The organism is Oerskovia sp. PE-21s, from assembly GCF_056158145.1.
Genome location: NZ_JBUXJM010000006.1, coordinates 252,590 through 267,529, shown reverse-complemented (window position 1 = coordinate 267,529; position 14,940 = coordinate 252,590). Strand labels below are relative to the sequence as shown.

16 protein-coding genes and 1 tRNA gene are annotated in these 14,940 nt (G+C 69.3%); 7 read left to right on the top strand and 10 right to left on the bottom strand.

Annotated elements, in window-relative coordinates; translation table 11 throughout:
• Positions 1-36: 36 nt before the first annotated feature.
• The 4 genes from ACZDYF_RS13740 to ACZDYF_RS13725 all read right to left on the bottom strand — a co-directional run bounded on the left by ACZDYF_RS13740 (position 37) and on the right by ACZDYF_RS13725 (position 2,890).
• Positions 37-1,329, bottom strand: coding sequence for a hypothetical protein (locus ACZDYF_RS13740; protein WP_475057833.1), 1,293 nt, complete (start codon positions 1,327-1,329; stop codon positions 37-39).
• Positions 1,326-1,889 (bottom strand): DUF4365 domain-containing protein, encoded by a 564-nt coding sequence (locus ACZDYF_RS13735; protein ID WP_475057830.1) that lies wholly within the window; start codon positions 1,887-1,889, stop codon positions 1,326-1,328. Before ACZDYF_RS13735 ends, ACZDYF_RS13740 begins: the two co-directional genes overlap by 4 nt.
• Positions 1,890-2,082: 193 nt before the next feature.
• Positions 2,083-2,154, bottom strand: a tRNA-Lys gene (locus ACZDYF_RS13730).
• 133 nt (positions 2,155-2,287) lie between these two features.
• The gene (locus ACZDYF_RS13725) at positions 2,288-2,890 is read right to left on the bottom strand and encodes a class I SAM-dependent methyltransferase (protein WP_475057827.1); all 603 of its coding nucleotides are present in this window, start codon (positions 2,888-2,890) and stop codon (positions 2,288-2,290) included.
• A 352-nt stretch (positions 2,891-3,242) separates the two neighbouring features.
• On the opposite strand from ACZDYF_RS13725, the gene ACZDYF_RS13720 reads away from it, so the two are divergent.
• Positions 3,243-3,527, top strand: coding sequence for an iron-sulfur cluster biosynthesis family protein (locus ACZDYF_RS13720; protein WP_191792120.1), 285 nt, complete (start codon positions 3,243-3,245; stop codon positions 3,525-3,527).
• Positions 3,528-3,756: 229 nt separating this feature from the next.
• Here ACZDYF_RS13720 and ACZDYF_RS13715 read toward each other — a convergent pair whose 3' ends face one another.
• Together ACZDYF_RS13715 and ACZDYF_RS13710 are read right to left on the bottom strand one after the other, a co-directional pair.
• Positions 3,757-4,134 carry a DoxX family protein gene (locus tag ACZDYF_RS13715; RefSeq protein WP_204807406.1) on the bottom strand — a complete coding sequence of 126 codons (378 nt, stop codon included), beginning with the start codon at positions 4,132-4,134 and terminating at the stop codon, positions 3,757-3,759.
• Positions 4,135-4,203: 69 nt separating this feature from the next.
• A complete protein-coding gene (locus ACZDYF_RS13710; RefSeq protein WP_204807408.1) occupies positions 4,204-4,950 on the bottom strand; it encodes a M50 family metallopeptidase in 747 nt (248 codons plus the stop codon).
• A gap of 562 nt (positions 4,951-5,512) precedes the next feature.
• On the opposite strand from ACZDYF_RS13710, the gene ACZDYF_RS13705 reads away from it, so the two are divergent.
• Complete coding sequence (locus ACZDYF_RS13705; protein ID WP_475057931.1) at positions 5,513-6,937, top strand: DEAD/DEAH box helicase; 1,425 nt, start codon at positions 5,513-5,515, stop codon at positions 6,935-6,937.
• A 202-nt stretch (positions 6,938-7,139) separates the two neighbouring features.
• Entirely contained in the window at positions 7,140-7,589 is a 450-nt protein-coding gene (msrB, locus tag ACZDYF_RS13700) for a peptide-methionine (R)-S-oxide reductase MsrB (protein WP_051703022.1), read from the top strand.
• Positions 7,590-7,634: 45 nt separating this feature from the next.
• On the opposite strand, the gene ACZDYF_RS13695 is transcribed toward msrB, so the two are convergent.
• The 4 genes from ACZDYF_RS13695 to ACZDYF_RS13680 form a co-directional block, all read right to left on the bottom strand.
• Positions 7,635-8,087: a DUF2809 domain-containing protein gene (locus ACZDYF_RS13695; RefSeq protein WP_475057810.1), complete on the bottom strand. Its 453-nt coding sequence runs from the start codon at positions 8,085-8,087 to the stop codon at positions 7,635-7,637.
• Position 8,088: 1 nt separating this feature from the next.
• Entirely contained in the window at positions 8,089-8,565 is a 477-nt protein-coding gene (locus ACZDYF_RS13690) for a MarR family winged helix-turn-helix transcriptional regulator (protein ID WP_307823948.1), read from the bottom strand.
• A gap of 120 nt (positions 8,566-8,685) precedes the next feature.
• Positions 8,686-10,341, bottom strand: a complete 1,656-nt coding sequence (locus ACZDYF_RS13685) for an MDR family MFS transporter (RefSeq protein WP_364076741.1) — start codon at positions 10,339-10,341, stop codon at positions 8,686-8,688.
• 132 nt (positions 10,342-10,473) lie between these two features.
• On the bottom strand, positions 10,474-10,992 hold the full coding sequence (locus tag ACZDYF_RS13680) for a MarR family winged helix-turn-helix transcriptional regulator (RefSeq protein ID WP_475057803.1): 519 nt from the start codon (positions 10,990-10,992) through the stop codon (positions 10,474-10,476).
• Between the two features lie 243 nt (positions 10,993-11,235).
• Between ACZDYF_RS13680 and ACZDYF_RS13675 the strand changes: the two genes are divergently transcribed.
• The 4 genes from ACZDYF_RS13675 to ACZDYF_RS13660 all read left to right on the top strand — a co-directional run bounded on the left by ACZDYF_RS13675 (position 11,236) and on the right by ACZDYF_RS13660 (position 14,930).
• The gene (locus ACZDYF_RS13675) at positions 11,236-11,835 is read left to right on the top strand and encodes a hypothetical protein (RefSeq protein WP_475057927.1); all 600 of its coding nucleotides are present in this window, start codon (positions 11,236-11,238) and stop codon (positions 11,833-11,835) included.
• A gap of 475 nt (positions 11,836-12,310) precedes the next feature.
• The gene (locus tag ACZDYF_RS13670) at positions 12,311-12,931 is read left to right on the top strand and encodes a DUF47 domain-containing protein (protein WP_030151734.1); all 621 of its coding nucleotides are present in this window, start codon (positions 12,311-12,313) and stop codon (positions 12,929-12,931) included.
• Between the two features lie 5 nt (positions 12,932-12,936).
• Positions 12,937-13,941, top strand: a complete 1,005-nt coding sequence (locus ACZDYF_RS13665) for an inorganic phosphate transporter (RefSeq protein ID WP_138826192.1) — start codon at positions 12,937-12,939, stop codon at positions 13,939-13,941.
• Positions 13,942-14,552: 611 nt separating this feature from the next.
• Positions 14,553-14,930, top strand: coding sequence for a peptidase inhibitor family I36 protein (locus ACZDYF_RS13660; protein WP_475057795.1), 378 nt, complete (start codon positions 14,553-14,555; stop codon positions 14,928-14,930).
• Positions 14,931-14,940: the final 10 nt, after the last annotated feature.

Genomic DNA, 14,940 nt, shown 5'->3' with positions numbered 1-14,940 from the left:
CCGTTGAATCGTCAGCAGGCGAAATGGCGACGATCATCAATCATTGGGTGGGAGAATCTCGTCAGGAGCATCCCCGCCAAGGCGTTCAATAAACTCACGTCGACGCTCCTTTAGGAAGCGCGTGTCGGTCTCCACAGAGTCGAGGAGATGCCAACTGCGTCCCTTCTTCCCCAGGGTTCCAGTGACGGTGAATGGGAATCTGTTTCGATGGGCGTAGATTGCCCAGTTGTAGTCATGTCCGCTTAGCGTGACTCCGACGCGCTTCAGCGAACCCTGGACATCGGCCTGGATTATGACATCCCCGGTCTCGTCGCTCAAGGAGGTGATATCGCGCGATAGGGCAATCACAGGTCCAACGATTGTCTCAATCGTGAGGTCAGATTCTGCGCGATTGAACCGGTCTATTGTTGCGGGCGCATTTTCTATTGCGTGGCGTGAGAAGATGACTTTGTCTACGGCTGGTTCAGCTTGACGAACGCTCGGTGTCCAGTTGAAACTCATGTCTACCTCGCTCCGACCAAAGCCGTCAGCAATCTCCTCGATAGCCTCAACCAACTGCGAAGTCATCCCGTCTGCGCGAGCCTCCTCGAAATCAAGGTAGTCGTCGCTTTCCTCCAGATGTCGTCGAGTCGCGTCTAGTCCTCGGGAGAGGGTTGTCATCACACGCCGCGAGAAGTCGAGTTGTGGCGCGACTTCAGGCTCCGCGGTGGTCATGTCGTCAGGAATTTCGGCGTCGGATTCTGTAACCGATTCCTGAGGCGCATCAGGCAAATCTGAGACGGCCTTGGGCAGGTCGTCGTGCAGTCGGGCAGCGATTGTGATGATGAAGCTGCCACGTTTTGTGTGACCCATGCGAAGGTCGTCTTCAAGGAAGGTCTTTACACGTTCCGAGGTCCGTCCTTTCCCGCTCGCTTTTGGATTTCCGGTGATGATTGCGGCGGTCTTCACCATCTTTTCAATGGAGTCGATCAACTCGCTCGCCCGATGCAGGGGGATGGTGCCATCCGGTGATGCTTGCGTGACCCGAACAAAAAAGAGGTCTGCATGGATGGCGGCAACCTTTTCGGCAAGTTCACTGACGGACCAGTCGAAAACGGAGGCAATCTCCGTTGAGGCTTCGTAGAGGCGCTTGTCGAAATCGACATCCGATTTATCGGTCGGGATGTGAACATACTCTAGACGACCGCTGTGCTCCGGGGAGTGCGCCCAGGTCTCCATGAATGGGCGTTTCGAGTGCAGTGCCCACGATTGTGCGGCTAGGAAACGCGAAAGTCCGCGTGGTGTTAGGACCTCGGTGAACTCGCTCAGTGCGCGCGTGTACGTGTTCATTGCCACCTCCATCGAGCAGCCTCTTCCATGAGTGACTGAAGAGATGTGGGCGTCAACAGGTTCTCGTACGGAAGGTGGAGCGTCTGCGATTCCTTGTCGTCTCCGATAGGGGGAATCTCGCTTCCGCGCAGGAAGTAGGCCTTGCAATGTGTGAGGAGACCGTCGTCGGGCCAGGAGAGCCAGTGGCCAGGTTCGTTTGGAACGGTGACGACGCAGAAGACTGCCATCGTCCCCCGGTTCCCACTAGAGAGCTTCTTGCATGTTCGTGCGTCTAGACTCCAGGAGAGGTGTTTGCCCTTGAGTACGCGCTCTTGGCCGGTGCACTTCAACTGAACGTCGAGCTTCGGTCCGGCTAGGTACGGAGTGAAGTCGTGATCCGAGCGCACGGTTGCGTCGAAGCCGTCGTAGTCCGTTCCCCACGCGCCGACATCCAGGCCAGCGGTGGATGCTATGACCTTGAGTACAGCTAGGCTGATCTGTTCCTTGAGTGCGGACACTGGTATGTCATCGTCAAAGAGCTGATGTGAGAGCGGCCGCTCCGCCGCTGTCTCAGTTGGCATGCTCGGAGGGTACAGGCGTTTGAGCTTGGACTGGTTCGTCCATCGCGACTTCGTGCCGAGTTTCACCCACATCGTGAGACGTGGTGACAGTGAACCGTCCAGCGCGAACGGTCAAAGAGGGGGGTAAGTGGGGGATTTAGCCACGATGGCGAGCATCGGGGTATCTGAAACCCAGTATTTCCAACGGTTTCGGTGGGCCCCGTGGGACTCGAACCCACAACCTACGGATTAAAAGTCCGCAGCTCTGCCATTGAGCTAGAGGCCCGGGCACCGTGCGCGCGCCTCGTCCGAGGCGGCACCAAGGCCCGCGCAGAGTCTACGCGCCGAGCCCCTGCTCACGGCGACCCGACCACGGGTGGTGAGCGGCGTCGTCGGGCCGGGGAAGCCCCGGCGGAGCCTCAGCGCGGGACGCGCGCGAGGACGTCGAAGACGTGCCAGTGCTTGGGGCCGCTGAACGACTCGCCGTCCTCGTCCTCCTCGCGGACCTCGACGACGTCGAGCCCGTCGAACAGGGCCTCGGCCTCGGGGCGCGTCAGGAAGGTCCCGTCGATCGTCCCCGCGAACGAGTCGTGCACGCCGAACAGGTTCACCGCCAGCCACGCGCCAGGGCGCAGCGCGCGGCGGATCTCGGCCCAGACGCGCGGGAAGTCGTCGGGCGCCGCGTACGGCAGCGAGTACCCGGCATAGAGGAGGTCGGCGGGTGGCAGCACCAGGTCGGCGAACGGCACGACGGCGACGCTCAGCCCGTCTCCCTCCTCACCGCCCGCGGTGGCCCGCACGAGCGACGGGGTGGCCGGCTCGCCGTCGACCGCGTGGACACGCCACCCCGCAGCCAGCAGCGCGGCGGACTCGACGCCCGCGCCGCACCCCAGGTCGATCGCCTGCCTGCCCGCTCCCGGACCTGCGAGCGCCATCACCTCGCGACACAGAGCCCGGGCGTCGCGGCCCGGCTGGGCGGCGTTGTAGACGGCCCAGTGGTCCGGTGAGTGAAGCGTAGTCATGGGCGCCATGCTCCCACCGGCGCCTGCCGGCCGGGGTCGAGTGCGGAGTAGTTGTCGTGAGACGGCACGATGCACGACAACTGCTCCGCACTCAACGGCGTTCCAGCGGCGGCCCGACGGCGGCCCAGCGGCGGCGGCCGCGGGGGCCCGCGCCTCCCGCGGGCGCGGACCTTAACCCGATCCGCGAGGGCTTGTCGCGCTCGATCCCATTTCTTGAGAGACACGCCGTGAATCGGTCCCTGGCCTTGCGATCGGGCCCGATCCTTGTTTGGTTGGAGGCAACCGAAAGGCGCACGCCGAGGGTTCGTCGCAAGGCTGCCCGTGCGTCCCCAGGCAACCGAGAGGAGCTTCCATGCTCACCCTGACCGACAACGCCCGCGATGCAGTCCAGGACCTCACCACGCGGGCCGGAGTGCCCGACGGTGGCGGACTCCGGATCGCCGAGTCGGCGCCGCAGTCCGGCGACTTCGAGCTGGCCCTCGTCCCGAGCCCGCAGCCCGACGACACGGTCGTCGAGAGCGGCGACGCACGAGTCTTCGTCGAGCCGACCACCTCGATCGCGCTCGCGAACCTCACGCTTGACACGGACCCTCGTGCGACCGAGGGCCCCGGGTTCGTCCTCACGCCGCAGGCCTGACCGGCCCGCGCCGCAGGCCTGACCGGCCCGGCACCACCTGCGGGGCCTGACAGCCCACACCACGTCTCGACCGGTTGCGCGGCCCGCCCGTCCCGGGAGCCGACCCCCCTCCTCCTCGGAAGGTTCCCGGCCCGGCCAGGGCTACGCACCCGATCACCCCGACGGGCCGTCCGCGAACAGCGGGCGGCCCGTCGGCGTGCGCTCTGACGACGTCGACGGCGAGGGGCGCTCAGCCGTGCCGCGCGACCCCCAGTGCCCACGCCACGAGCGGCACCTGGACCGGCAGGCGTCCCCACGCCACCACGGGCCTGCGGGCCCACGACCGGGCGCCGGGGTGCGAGTCGAGCGCCATCTTCACGTTCCCGGGGAAGACGCCCACCAGCAGCGCGGCGCTCGCGAGGCCCCCGGCGCGACGCGTGGCCGGGACGAGCAGCGCCGTCGCGCACGCCAGCTCGGCCACGCCGCTCCACGTGACCCACGGGCGCGGGTCCCCGAGAGCGTCGGGGATCAGGGGCTCGAAGACCTGCGGACGCACCAGGTGCACGACGCCGGACGAGCCGAGCAGTGCCGCGAGCGAGACGGCGGAGGACGCGGGGGAGAGAGCCATGTCCCGATGCTAGGCAGGGTGGGTGAGGCTCGCCCTGGGGTCGTCACCCGCTGCGGTGGGCCAGCAGGCTCACGGGGCCGCCGGCGACACGATCCAGTACCCGCCCAGCACAGCGGCTCCGACGGTCACGAGCAGGAACACCCCGACCCACACGAGCCCGGGGATGCCGGTGAGCCGCGCGAGCATGTCGGCGTCGGACTGGCGGGCCTTGCCGCGGCTGCGGGAGATCTGCAGCTCCAGGACGGGCCGGATCGCGCCCAGCAGCAGGAACCACGTCACGGCGTACGCGACGGCGCTCTGCACGGGCGGTGTCGCGGCCCACGACACGACGACGAGTGCCACGCCGCTCACCAGCACGGACCACAGGCCGAACCAGTTGCGGATCTGCAGCAGCATCAGGGTCAGCAGCAGCACGAGGAGCCACAGGAGCCCGACGGCGTAGCCCGCCCGCAGCAGCGCGGCCGCCCCGAGCCCCACGAGGCCCGGGCCGACGTAGCCCATGAAGGCCGTGAGGACCATGCCGAAGCCGCGCGGCTTGCCGTAGGAGACCGTCAGGCCCGACGTGTCGGAGTGCAGGCGGATGCCCGTCAGACGCCTTCCGGTGAGCAGGGCCGCGATGGCGTGCGCGCCCTCGTGCGCGATCGTCACGACGTGCCGGGCGACCCGCCACACGGGCGTGAACACCACGACGATCAGCGCGACGAGCGACATCGACAGCACGACCGCGGAGGCCGGTGCGGGCACGGGGGTCGTGGCCGCCGACCAGATCTGACCGATGACGTCGCCCACGGAGCTCATGAAGTCCACGGGCGACATTCCACCACGCCCGCAGGTGCGGGACGTGCGAGGTCCGGGCGAGCTCCTGGGCGAGCAACCGGGGAGGTGAGGGATCGGTGAGGGATGTGGAGACGTCGATCACCATCGACGCACGCGCGCCCCAGTCATGAGAGAGTGGGGACCGTGGCTGCGCATCTCTGCGCGCCCAGCGTCGTGGAGTTCCCTGGATTTCTTGCGGCGAACCCCGACCCTACGCCCGAGAGGCAAACCCTTGAACAACCCCATTCGTGCTGCCGTGCGCCCGAACGCCGCAGCCCCCCGTACCAGCTCGTCGCAGGGACAGCAGTCCCGCGACACCAACCGCCCGGCTCGTGACGACCGGGCCCGCCCGGCCCGCGACGAGCGCGACAACCGCGACTCGCGTCCCGCCAAGGTGACCCGTGACGGTCGCCCGGTCCGTGAGCGCGACTCGCGCGACGGCCGCGGCGCCGGCCAGGGCCGCCCTGCCGGTGGCAACCGTGAGCAGCGCGCTCCCCGCGAGCAGCGCGAGCAGCGTCCCGCCGTGGAACGTTCGTCGGTCCCGACCGTCGTGCCCGAGGGCCTGACGTTCGCCGACTTCGCGATCCCGACCACGGTGGTCCGTGAGCTCTCGAGCCAGGGCATCGAGTCGCCGTTCCCCATCCAGGTGGCCTCGCTGCCGGACACGCTCAAGGGCCGCGACGTCCTGGGCCGTGGCCGCACGGGCTCGGGCAAGACCCTCGCGTTCTCGCTGCCGGTCGTCACGCGCCTGTCCCAGTCGGACACGCGCCGTGCCGCTCGTCGCCCCCGCGCCCTGGTCCTGTGCCCGACGCGTGAGCTCGCGAACCAGATCAACGCCACGATGGAGCCGCTCGCGAAGGCCCTGGGCCTGAACACGACGACCATCTTCGGTGGCGTCGCGCAGAGCCGCCAGGTCAGCGCCCTGAACGCGGGCGTCGACATCGTCATCGCGTGCCCGGGCCGCCTCGAGGACCTCCTCAACCAGCGCGTCCTGTCGCTCGACGGCATCGAGATCACGGTCCTCGACGAGGCCGACCACATGGCCGACCTGGGCTTCCTGCCCGGCGTCAAGCGCATCATGGACAAGACCCCGACGCGCGGCCAGCGCCTGCTGTTCTCCGCGACGCTCGACAACGGCGTGGACCAGCTCGTCAAGCGGTACCTGAGCAACCCGGTGAGCCACTCGGTCGACTCGGCCGAGTCGCCCGTCTCCAACATGACGCACCACATCTTCGCGGTCCGTGACGCGGACGCGAAGAAGGACGTCGTGCAGCAGCTCGCGTCGGGCACGGGCCGTCGTGTCCTGTTCACGCGCACCAAGCACCAGGCGAAGAAGCTCGCGAAGCAGCTCACGGCCCAGGGCATCCCGTCGGTCGACCTGCACGGGAACCTCGGCCAGGGCGCGCGTGAGCGCAACCTCGAGGCGTTCTCGAACGGGTCCGTCCGCGTGCTCGTCGCGACCGACATCGCGGCGCGCGGCATCCACGTCGACGAGATCGAGCTGGTCGTGCACGTCGACCCGCCGGCCGAGCACAAGGCGTACCTGCACCGCTCGGGCCGTACGGCTCGCGCCGGCTCCGAGGGCGTCGTCGTGACCGTCATGCTCCCCGAGCAGCGCAGCGACGTGAAGGACCTGACCCGCAAGGCGAAGATCACGGCGCAGCCGCAGCCCGTCGCCCCCGGTGACGCGGCGATCACGTCGCTCGTCGGCGAGGTCGCCGAGTACGTGCGCCCCGCGGACATCACGCCGCCGCAGACGCAGGCCCGTCGTGGCACGCCGTCGCGCAACGGTGGGACGCGTGCGACGCGGACGTCGGCCCCGGCCAAGACCGCAGGCCCGACGGCGCAGCGCGCCCAGGGTGGTCGCGGCCAGTCGGCGCAGGGCGGCGAGGGCGGCGCTGGTGCGCAGGCTCGTCGTCGTGGCGGTCGCGGTCGCGCGCAGCGCGGTGGCGGCTCGGCGACGGTGTACTCGTCGTCGTCGTACTGACGGACGCGCTCGTCCGCTCGCCCGCCGAGCGTGACGGGTTCCGTCGCCGAGGGTGACGACGTGCTTGAGGACCCCGGTGGTGATCTTCGGATCATCACCGGGGTCCTCTGCGTCCCGGCGGAAGCGCCCCGTCACCCTCGGCGGCAGGACCGTCCGGGAACAGCCGGAGACCCGGCACGGTTGTCGCTGTCGGAGGTGGAGCATGACCAACGAGACCCACGACACGACCGGAAGCCTGTTCTCGCAGAAGGTGTATCCGGTGGCCAAGCCCGACGCCCAGTGGCGAGAGGAGCTGGCTCCTGACGAGTACGCGGTGCTCCGGCAGGCCGGCACCGAGCGCCCCTGGACCGGCGAGCTCCTCGACGAGAAGCGCGAGGGCGTCTACCGGTGCCGGGCCTGCGGGCACGAACTGTTCCGGTCGGACACCAAGTTCGACTCGCACTGCGGGTGGCCGAGCTTCTACGCGCCCAAGGAGTCGGACGCGGTCGAGCTGATCCAGGACCGGAGCCACGGCATGGTCCGTACCGAGGTGCGGTGCGCCAACTGCGGCTCGCACCTGGGTCACGTGTTCGACGACGCGCCGCAGACCCCGACGGGCGACCGGTTCTGCATGAACAGCCTCAGCCTGACGTTCGAGGACGCCGGCGCCTGAGCCCGCGGCACTGCAGCACCTGTCAGAACGAGCGTGACCTCGAGGTCACGCTCGTTCTGACACCTCCGACGTCCTGACACCTACGAGGGTGTCGAGGCCGACCGCGAGCAGCACGCCCACGAGGTAGAGCACCAGGTCGCGCGCGTTGAAGGTGCTCCCGAGCACCCACGCGGCCGCGGGCACGACGTCCAGCACGGCCGCCACGACAGGCGTCGCCTGCAGGACCTCGACGAGCCAGCACCACGCGAGCGTCACGGTCCCGGCCACCCACGGCCGCAGCCGAGGGGCCACGAGCACGAGCGCCACGTAGACCGCGACGGCGTACAGCAGGTCCCCGACCACGTCACCGACGGGGTCGGGGACCTGCGTCGTCACCACGAGGCCCAGCGCGACCACGGCCGCGAGGACGGCCAGGACGCGCAGGCGGCTGCGCCGTCGGGCAGACCACGCCGGGGGCGCGACGCCCGGCCGCCCCGTCGGCGCGTCACCCGACGTCATGTCAGCGCGACGCCTGCCAGCGCACGACGTCCTCCGAGTACCGGTGGAGCAGGGCGGCGAGGGCCGCGACGTCGTCGGGCGACCAGTCGCTCAGGGCCTGGGAGATCGAGTCGACGCGACGCTCGTGCGTGGTCCGCAGCAGCGTCTCCCCGGCCTCGGTGAGCGTGATGATCTGGCCGCGGGAGTCCTCGGGGTCGACCTCGCGGTCCACCATCCCGACCGACTCGAGCCGGGCGAGCTGCCGCGAGATCGTCGCGCGCCCCACCCCGAACTGCTGCGCGAGGTCCGACCCGCGCACGCCCGGGTTGGCCCAGATGTGGGCGAGCAGCGGGTACGCGCTCGCGTCGAGGTCGGGGTGGATGCGCTTGGCCATCGCGTTCGCGGACGAGCCCGCTCGGCGCGTCAGGACGCGGAGCTCGCGTTCGAGCGCGTAGAGCGGCGACTCGTCGGCGGGGGGCGGGGTGGGCGTTGAGGACACAGTCGGCTCCGGCTGGTCGGTCGGCGAGGGCGGGATCACACGCCCCATCATGGCGTGCGGCGGGGCCGCCGTGGAACACGCATCCACGACGGCCCCGGGTGAGGTCCTGCGAGAAGGAGGTCAGCGCGAGGTGCTGCCCCCACGAGCGGGGCCGTCCCCGGCCCCCGTGAGGACCGAGCCCTCGGCGGCCGCGAAGTCGCCCTCGTGCTCCTGCTCGATCTCGTCGGTCAGGTCGGGCAGGCCGGCTGCGAGCTCGCGCTCGAGGCGCTCGTCGAGACCGGACTTGGTGCCGAGCGGGACCTCCTTGAGGAACAGCACGCAGATCAGGCCGATGACCGCGAGGGGCACGGCCACGAGGAAGATCTCCGCGATGCCCTCGCCGTACGAGCGCTCGACGAGGTCGCGCATCGGGGCGGGGAGCGTCGAGACGTCCGGCACGGTGCCGCCCGTCCCGTCGCTCGGCACGCCCATCTTGGCCAGGCCCTCCTGGATGGAGCTCGTGACCTTGCTCGCGAGGACCGCACCCAGGACGGAGACGCCGATCGCTCCGCCGAGCGTGCGGAAGAACGCGACGGTCGAGGTGCCGGCGCCCATCTCCGAGACGTCCAGGGTGTTCTGGACCGCGAGCACGAGGTTCTGCATGAGCATGCCCATGCTCGCGCCCAGGAAGAACAGGTAGACGCTGATGAGCACGAAGCTCGTGTGGTAGTCGATCGTCGACAGCGCGAACAGCGACCCGACGAGCAGCACGCCGCCCGTGACCATGAAGGCCTTGTAGCGGCCGGTGCGCGTGATGAGCTGCCCGATCAGGGTCGAGGCGATGAACGTCCCGACGATCATCGGGATGGTCAGCAGACCCGACTCGGTCGCCGTCTTGCCGCGCGCGACCTGCATGTACTGGCTGAGGAAGACCGCGGTGCCGAACATCGCGACGCCGACCGCGACGCTCGCGAGGACCGCGAGGACGAACGTGCGGTTCTTGAACAGGTGCAGCGGGATGATGGGCTCGACCGCGCTCTTCTCGACGAGGACGGCCGCGACCAGGGCGAGCAGCGACCCGATCACCATGACGGCGCTCTGCCACGAGACCCACTCGAAGTTGTTGCCCGCGAACGTGACCCACAGCAGCAGGGTCGAGACGCCGACGCTGATGAGCAGCGCACCCCAGTAGTCGATCTTCACGACGCGGCGGGGGATGGGCGGCAGGTGCAGCGTGCGCTGCAGCACGACGATCGCGGCGATCGCGAACGGCAGGCCCACGAAGAAGTTGAGGCGCCAGCTCACGGTGTCGGTCAGGACACCGCCGAGGAGGGGGCCGCCGATCTGGCTCACGGCCATGATCGCGCCCATGAGGCCCATGTACTTGCCGCGCTCGCGCGGGGAGATGATGTCGGAGATGAGGACCATGGCGAGCGCCATGAGCCCACCGGCACCGATGCCCTGGAGGGCGCGGAACGCGATGAGGGTGCCGACGTTCTGCGACAGGCCCGCGAGGGCCGACGCGACGACCGAGACGACCAGCGCGAGCTGGATGAGGACCTTGCGGTTCGTCAGGTCGGCGAGCTTGCCCCAGATGGGGGTCGAGATGGTGGTCGTCAGCAGGGTCGCGGTGACGACCCAGGTGAACGACGACTGCGACCCGTTCAGGTCGTTGATGATCTTGGGCAGCGAGCTCGAGACCACGGAGGTCGCGAGGATCGAGACGAACATCCCGAGGAGGATGCCGGACAGTGATTCCAGCACCTCTCTGCGGGTCATGGTGGTGGTTGCGCTCATACGGGACTCACATTCATAGGTCGTGCTTTGTCGTCGAGACGTCATAGCGGTGCCCGACGGCGGAGGCCGGGACGGGTGGGCGGGTCGCCCTGGGCGGTAGTTCTGGGGCGCGAGGCCCGAGGGGGCGGGTCGTCAGGCGCGCGAGAGCGCCTCGGTGAGGCGTCCGAGCTGGTCGATCGAGGCGCGCAGGTCCTCGGCGGTCCAGCCGGCGAACGTCTCGGACGTGCGGCTCATGAGGAGGCGGAACGTCTCGTCGACCTTCTCCCTGCCCTCGGGCGTGAGCGTCACGCTGCGGGCACGTCGGTCGTCGTCGCACGCCGTCCGCTCGACCAGTCCTGCGTCGACGAGGTGCGTCACCTGTCGGCTCGCGACCGACAGGTCGACCTTGAGGTGGTGCGCGAGCTCGGTGACCTGGAGGGGGCCGCAGCGCTGCAGGAGGCGCAGCGCACCGAGCGACGCCCGGGGGAAGTCGAGCTCGCGCGCGAGGCGGGCCGAGACCTCGCGCTGGGCGCGGTTGAGCTCCTCGAGGGCGACCGAGAGCTCCTTGACGGGCAGGTCGAGGACGTGGCTGTGGGGGGCGCTCGGGGCTGTCGAGGGGGCGGCCGTCAGGGCGGCGGGGGCCTCGAGGGAGGGGGTGGGGGAGAGGGGCACGCGAGAGATCTCCTTAGTTGCTGCAAGCAACTATAAACCCAGATGGTTGCTGAAGGCAATAGTTGCAGCGAGCATGTTGTTGGGACGCTTGTACCGGAGCGAGGGTCGGGTCGGCCGTCGACCACGGCCCGGCGACGACCAGTCACCTGCGCACCCGCCCCGCGCTCCGCCGTCGGGCACCCTGCGTACGATCGAGAGGTGAGCGAACAACCGACACCCAGTCACCGTCCGCGCCGCCCCGCGATGCTCGACCCGCGCGAGGCCGACGAGCTCCCCGGCGACCTCGACCCCGCGCTGCGGGACCAGATCGCCCACACGACCGCCGCCGCGATCGTGCACGGCGCGCGCGCCGCCGAGGACCCCCGGGTCGTCGACCGCCTCATCCGCCTCGTCGAGACCGAAGGCCTCGACGTCGTGTCCGGCCTCTGGGCCGACTCGGCCCCCGCGACCCTCCCCGGCGCGCTCTGGCGCCTGTACGTCCTGCGCGAGTGGGTGCGCCGCGACCCGCAGACCGTGGCGCTGCGCTACCGTCTCGGCGTCGACGCGGCCCCCGTCCAGGAGGTCGTCGCCGGCGTCGTCAGCCCGCCCGGACCCGAGGACGTGCGCGAGCTCGCCGACGCCGTGCTCTCGGGCGTCTTCGCCGGCGACCTCGCCGTGGCCCTCGAACGAGCCGCCGCGTTCTGCCGCATCCTCGCCACGGGCGCCGCGTTCGACGCCGACGCGCGCGAGGCCGGCGACCCCGACTCCGCGCTGCGCATGACGCGCGGCGCCTCGTCGCTGCTGCGCACGGCCGAGGAGCTCGAGCACTCCGCGGCGTTGTGGCGGGCCGACAAGCTCGACTGACGCGGCGCCGTCGGGCTGCTCCGCGTTCCCCGCGCGTCGGGACCCCCGGGGCCCGCTCCACGGCTCGACAGGCCCTGTGACCTGCGGGTTCGAAGCCTCCGGGACGCGGGCGTACGATGGTTCACGACGTCGGGTCGCGGTAGCCCCGGGCTCCAACATCAGCCGCTTCGAGCGGCCTTCGCGCCGACAGGCGCTCCCGGCCCGGCGTCGCTCCCACCACGACGTGAGCACCGTCCGGCCTGCCCTTTCGAGGCCCTCGGCGGCTCCCGCCGGTCGCCGCGAGCGATTGAACGTTCAGGCGACAGTTCGGTTACATTTGACGAGCGTTAGAGATGCGTTAACGCGCCCTCTCGGCGCAACTCACCACAGCGTCACCTTCCAACAGAACACCTGTGACATCCGGGTGACGATCGCTTCGTGCGGTCGTCATCTGCCTGTGAAAACCCACCAGCGTCCAGCCCTTTCGGAGCCTCCCGTGCGCTTGCGCCTCACCCCGCGCGATACCTCGTTCTTCGACCTCCTCGCCGACTCCGCTCAGCACCTGGTCACCGGGGCGAACCTCCTGGCCGAGCTGCTCGGCGCAGACCGCCCGACCCGCAAGGAGCTCGCCAAGAAGCTCGCGGAGACCGAGCACCTGGCCGACGACGCGACGCACACCATCATGCGACGCCTCAACCAGACCTTCGTCACGCCGTTCGACCGCGACGACATCTACGGACTGGCCTCCGCGCTCGACGACTGTATGGACTACATGGAAGAGGCCGCGGACCTCATCGTCCTGTACAAGATCGAGGAGCTGCCCGCCCGCGTCGGCGAGCAGGTCCAGGTCCTGCAGCGCGCGGCCGAGCTGACCGCCGAGGCGATGCCGCGCCTGCGCTCGCTCAACGACCTCGCCGAGTACTGGGTCGAGGTCAACCGCCTCGAGAACCAGGCCGACAAGATCCACCGCAAGCTCCTCGCCGAGCTCTTCGACAACGTCTCCGACCCGATCCTCCTGATCAAGCTCAAGGAGGTCATCGAGATCCTCGAGCAGGCCGCCGACGCGTTCGAGAAGGTCGCGAACATGGTCGAGACCATCGCGCTCAAGGAGTCCTGAGCCCCGTGGAATTCGCTCTGGTCGTCCTCGTCGTCGCGCTCGCGCTGAGCTTCGACTACACGAACGGATTCCACGACGCGGCCAACGCGATCGCCACATCCGTCTCGACGAGGGCCCTCACGCCGCGCGCCGCGCTCATCATGGCGGCAGTCATGAACTTCGCCGGCGCACTCCTGGGGACCGAGGTCGCCGAGACCATCGCGACCTCGATCGTCGACCTCGAGGACGTGCCACCGCACACGGCGCTCGTCGTGGTGCTGTGCGCCCTGGTCGGCGCGATCGTGTGGAACCTCATCACGTGGTGGTTCGGGCTCCCGTCGTCCTCGACGCACGCGCTCATCGGCGGCCTCGTGGGCGCCGGGCTCGCGGGCGGGCTCGCGATCTACGGCGCCTCGATCGTCGACAAGGTCGTCCTGCCGATGATCTTCTCCCCGCTCGTGGGCTTCGGCCTCGCGTTCATCGTCATGGTCGGCCTGCTGTGGGCGTTCCGCCGCGCGGCCCCCTCCAAGACCACGCGCCGCTTCCGCCTCGCGCAGACCGTGTCCGCCGCGGCCATGGCCCTGGGCCACGGCCTGCAGGACGCGCAGAAGACCATGGGCGTCATCTTCATGGCGCTCCTGACGGTCGGCTGGGCCAGCCCCGACGAGGGCATCCCGCTGTGGGTCAAGCTCGCCGCGGCCGCCGCGATCTCCGCCGGGACCTACTCGGGCGGCTGGCGCATCATGCGGACCCTCGGCCGCAAGATCATCGAGCTGGACCCGGCGCGCGGGTTCGTCGCCGAGTCCGTCTCCGCGATCGTGCTCTACGTCAACGCGTTCGCGTTGCACGCCCCGGTCTCCACGACGCACACCATCACGTCCGCGATCATGGGCGTCGGCGCGACCAAGCGCCTGTCGGCCGTGCGCTGGGGCGTCGCCAAGAACATCGGCATCGCGTGGGTCCTGACGATCCCCGCCGCCGCGCTCGTGGCCGCGATCATGTACTGGATCCTGTCGCCGATCCTGCTCTGAACCGACCAGGTCGCCGGGCGGTGCGTCGCGGTCCGCGCGACCGGGAGCGCGACGCTCGGCGACCAGGTCCAGAGCGGCCGCTCCTGAACGACGACGCCGGACGCAGGGCCCGGCCCGGCCGCGCGTCGCTCACGTCGGCGTGCACCCTTCCCGTATCGCGAGCCGAGGGCACGCCCGGGACGCGTCTCCCTCGGGGAGAGCATCGTGAGCAGCGGTGTCGCTCGGTGCGCGCCGTGCCGCCCGAATGCCCCGTCGTGCCGCCCGAATCCCCGTCGTGTTGCCCGGTCGCCGCGCCGTGGGGCCCGCGGCCGCGCCGTGCGACGCCCTCTTCCGCTCGTCGCCGTGTCCCAGGTGGTCGGACGGCATCTCTTCTTGCTCCGGACCATGCTCGTGGCAGGTGCGAGCTTTTCCGTGACGAAGTGAAGCAGAATGTGTCCTTGACACGCTCTGAAGGGGCCCAATAGGCTTCCCGAGGTCGCCAACGAATGGCTCCGAAACTTCACTACCGGTCGGTCATTATTGGGACTTCTCCGGACGCCCGCCGGCACAGTTGAGGTGCCGGATCGCTCTCGGAGATCTTTTGTTCACTCGATACATTTGGGGGATATCGTATGCGCAAGATCAGCAAGCTCGTGGCCGCAGCAGCAGTCGCTGCCGCCATCGGAGGGGGTGGCGTCGTCGCCGCCGCGCCCGCCTCGGCCTCGTCCGTCTGCTCCGCCGGCTATGCGTGTGCATGGGAGCACGCGAACTACAACCCGGGCAACGTCGGCAAGAAGGTGTCGTTCCAGTACGGGATCCCCGACATGCGGAACTTCGGGTTCGACGACATGGCCAGCTCGCTCAAGAACAGTGGACGTACGTCCAACGCCGCCTGGTCCCAGGACCTCAACTACACCGGCAGGACCTGGGTCCTGAACCGTGGCTACGTGTCGTCGGACCTGGCCGGCTCGTGGCTCCAGGACTCGATCACGTCGGCACGGTTTATCTGAGACGCGACGG

Coding starts and splice junctions, on each gene's coding strand:
- ACZDYF_RS13740 (WP_475057833.1), bottom strand. CDS start 1,329: ATGAACACGTACACGCGCGCACTGAGCGAGTTCACCGAGGTCCTAACA.
- ACZDYF_RS13735 (WP_475057830.1), bottom strand. CDS start 1,889: ATGCCAACTGAGACAGCGGCGGAGCGGCCGCTCTCACATCAGCTCTTT.
- ACZDYF_RS13725 (WP_475057827.1), bottom strand. CDS start 2,890: ATGACTACGCTTCACTCACCGGACCACTGGGCCGTCTACAACGCCGCC.
- ACZDYF_RS13720 (WP_191792120.1), top strand. CDS start 3,243: ATGCTCACCCTGACCGACAACGCCCGCGATGCAGTCCAGGACCTCACC.
- ACZDYF_RS13715 (WP_204807406.1), bottom strand. CDS start 4,134: ATGGCTCTCTCCCCCGCGTCCTCCGCCGTCTCGCTCGCGGCACTGCTC.
- ACZDYF_RS13710 (WP_204807408.1), bottom strand. CDS start 4,950: ATGTCGCCCGTGGACTTCATGAGCTCCGTGGGCGACGTCATCGGTCAG.
- msrB (WP_051703022.1), top strand. CDS start 7,140: ATGACCAACGAGACCCACGACACGACCGGAAGCCTGTTCTCGCAGAAG.
- ACZDYF_RS13695 (WP_475057810.1), bottom strand. CDS start 8,087: ATGACGTCGGGTGACGCGCCGACGGGGCGGCCGGGCGTCGCGCCCCCG.
- ACZDYF_RS13685 (WP_364076741.1), bottom strand. CDS start 10,341: ATGAGCGCAACCACCACCATGACCCGCAGAGAGGTGCTGGAATCACTG.
- ACZDYF_RS13675 (WP_475057927.1), top strand. CDS start 11,236: ATGCTCGACCCGCGCGAGGCCGACGAGCTCCCCGGCGACCTCGACCCC.
- ACZDYF_RS13660 (WP_475057795.1), top strand. CDS start 14,553: ATGCGCAAGATCAGCAAGCTCGTGGCCGCAGCAGCAGTCGCTGCCGCC.